Below are 2,455 nucleotides of genomic sequence, written 5' to 3'. Positions count from 1 at the left end.
GGCTTTATGAAATAACATGATATTTTTGAAATAGAGCTAATGAGAAACCATGAGGCAAATCTCAAATGAGACACCTCATGGTTTTATATTGTCTAAAAATCTACATGTCTGAGTTCGAAAAGTTTATCTAGGATATCATAGTTTTTCAAAGCTATATTCTTTATGTCTTCCAACTCCTTGTTTAGGGCCTGTATTTTTAAATCAATTTCATCTAGCGTTATATTGCAGTTTTCATTAAACGCCTGATAATCTTCATCTACAATCACTGTATATTTTTTCATGATTCATTTTCCTTTCTTTGACTGAGTATTATATTTCCCTGCTTGTTTACACACCACATTATGCGTCTTCTTAAGCGCTCAAAGTTTTTATATCCGTTCGCATTTCTTTTGATGGTCTTAATCGTTCGGTTTATATTTTCTATGCGCCCGTTATTGATAGTTGATTCACCGATGATCGTAAAAGAATAAATGATTTCATTTTTCCAACGGGAAAGAGTACCTGCGAAGTTCTTCATTTCATCACGGTCATTTTCTTTAAAATCCTTTATTAAATTTTCAAGGTTCTCTTTTGCGGTTTCGACTGTACTGTTTTTAAAGAACATATCGAGATCATATTTTAGATTGCATATTTCTTCAAAACCATTATCACATGAACAGATATGTTCATGGATATCATAAAAATTCATATATCGGTTGAATACCCTGTTGAACTTCTTATCGTTGTTTGGATTTAAAATATCAGAATCAGTTTTATAGAAAAGCCAGCTGAATTTTTTAAAGGCGTAATAGTTGATACATGCTTCTCTATAGATTGCTTCTTCATCAGGTTTCAGTTTTCTTTTTGTTTTTTCTTTCTGATAGGCATTTTTAGTAAGTGCATATTTTTTCATTGTTTCACATCTGATTGAATTAAATTTTTTTGAAAACTCCATAAGGAGGTGGAATCTGTCAATTGTCCTGATAGTATCGGGTAAGAATATTTTTGATATGTCGTGGTAGGATACCCACATATCGGATGACATATATTCAACATTTTTTCTTTCATCAAGAGGAACGCTATGAAAATAGGCCGATAACACATTTTTATGTCTTGATGGCAGGACATCGATGATCATCTTTGTTTCAAAATCAAAAAGTATGCAGAGATATTTGTTTCTGTCATCGGTTGGAACATATACTTCATCTATTGAAAGTACAGATGGCATGGGAAGCCTTGGTGTACTGATATATCTGTCAAATATGTTGATGACTGTATTGGTGGATATATGATATCTTTCACCAACACTTTTAAATGTTTCAAATGGCTTTTTAAGATCCTGCAGAACACTATAAACGGTAGCTGACGAGATCCTTTCCGTTCCAAAAGTAAAAGGATTGGATTCATAAAAAGTCTTGTTGCATGCAGGACATCTGTAACGTCGGGCATGATAATCAATGAAACAAGAGGAAGTGGAAACAACAGAATGTTTTATTTTCTTATCTATGTAATTGACAACTTTAGTTGTTCTGGTCTGGCAAACAGGGCAACGCTGTTCTCTGTTTATAAGTTTCAAGATAATATGGACACCATCTTTTCTATGGAAGATATCGTAATGTTCAATGATGTTACTATCAATACCAAATATTTTTAATACATCACTGTTGTGATCAGTGGACATAGTATTGGTATCAGGTTTCATAGAAATCACCAGCGCTATATAAAAATTTGTTCAAATTCATTTCAAAATCATCTCCTTCTGTTTATCTTTACTTAAATGATAATGAAAAGAACAGAAAAAAAGATAAAAGTTATGTTGGAAGAAAAATAAGCATATGATTTCTTCGGTTTATTTGACAGTATGAACGGTAATTTTGTTCAACGTTATAATATTTGTTGATCAGAAAAGATCTGTGAAAGTTATCCACAGAGAAATCAGGATCATCAAGACAGTCGATGATTTGAGAGAATGTAAAAGTAGAAAAAGGAATCATATCTTCCATAAGCAGAGCATGAGTTTTACCGCATGAAGCACAGATAATACGCTGAATGGAAACTTTGATTTTTCTTCCAAGAAAATCATAGAAGCGAGAATAGGAAGAATGCATATGCCAGTTATGACTGCCACAGGTGCATTCAATAGAAGATAAAGAAAATGAAGAAATGAGATCAGAATATAGTTTTCTGAATTTTATAAGAGCATCAAAATCATTTTTAGCTTTGGAAGTATTGAGTTTTATAGAGTAATCAGTTATTATAATCATGTCTTTTGACAGAGGATGATAAGTGACGTTTGGCGATGTTGGGTATCATCCTTTTTACTTTCTATATATTTAAATAATTATGACATGATATCAAAGTAATATAAAGCAAAAAAGCAGACCTCATGAAACAGAAGAGGTCTGTTTTTACTACATATATTAAAACCACAAGATTTTGAAAAGCAGTTTCAAATATCATGGCTTGAAATAAAACC

The 2,455-nt window shown here is 31.9% G+C and carries 3 protein-coding genes; all 3 read right to left on the bottom strand.

All coding sequences use genetic code 11. The features are described from left to right. Window positions 1-92: 92 nt before the first annotated feature. The gene (locus LJD34_RS15735) at window positions 93-281 is read right to left on the bottom strand and encodes a hypothetical protein (protein WP_048922995.1); all 189 of its coding nucleotides are present in this window, start codon (window positions 279-281) and stop codon (window positions 93-95) included. After that, window positions 278-1,681 (bottom strand): ISL3 family transposase, encoded by a 1,404-nt coding sequence (locus LJD34_RS15730; protein ID WP_106986894.1) that lies wholly within the window; start codon window positions 1,679-1,681, stop codon window positions 278-280. The genes LJD34_RS15735 and LJD34_RS15730 overlap by 4 nt, the downstream gene beginning before the upstream one ends. Before the next feature lie 109 nt (window positions 1,682-1,790). Further along, window positions 1,791-2,243 (bottom strand): DUF6431 domain-containing protein, encoded by a 453-nt coding sequence (locus tag LJD34_RS16855; protein ID WP_227360342.1) that lies wholly within the window; start codon window positions 2,241-2,243, stop codon window positions 1,791-1,793. Window positions 2,244-2,455 lie beyond the last annotated feature (212 nt).

This window comes from Faecalibacillus sp. MSK20_93 (assembly GCF_020589945.1).
GTDB lineage: Bacteria > Bacillota_I > Bacilli_A > Erysipelotrichales > Coprobacillaceae > Faecalibacillus > Faecalibacillus intestinalis.
The sequence above is the reverse complement of the archived record's forward strand: the minus strand, read 5'-3'. Positions and strand labels throughout refer to the sequence as shown.

Excerpts from the sequence above, each read along its gene's own strand:
- LJD34_RS15735 (WP_048922995.1), bottom strand. The coding sequence starts at position 281 with ATGAAAAAATATACAGTGATTGTAGATGAAGATTATCAGGCGTTTAAT.
- LJD34_RS15730 (WP_106986894.1), bottom strand. The coding sequence starts at position 1,681 with ATGAAACCTGATACCAATACTATGTCCACTGATCACAACAGTGATGTA.
- LJD34_RS16855 (WP_227360342.1), bottom strand. The coding sequence starts at position 2,243 with ATGATTATAATAACTGATTACTCTATAAAACTCAATACTTCCAAAGCT.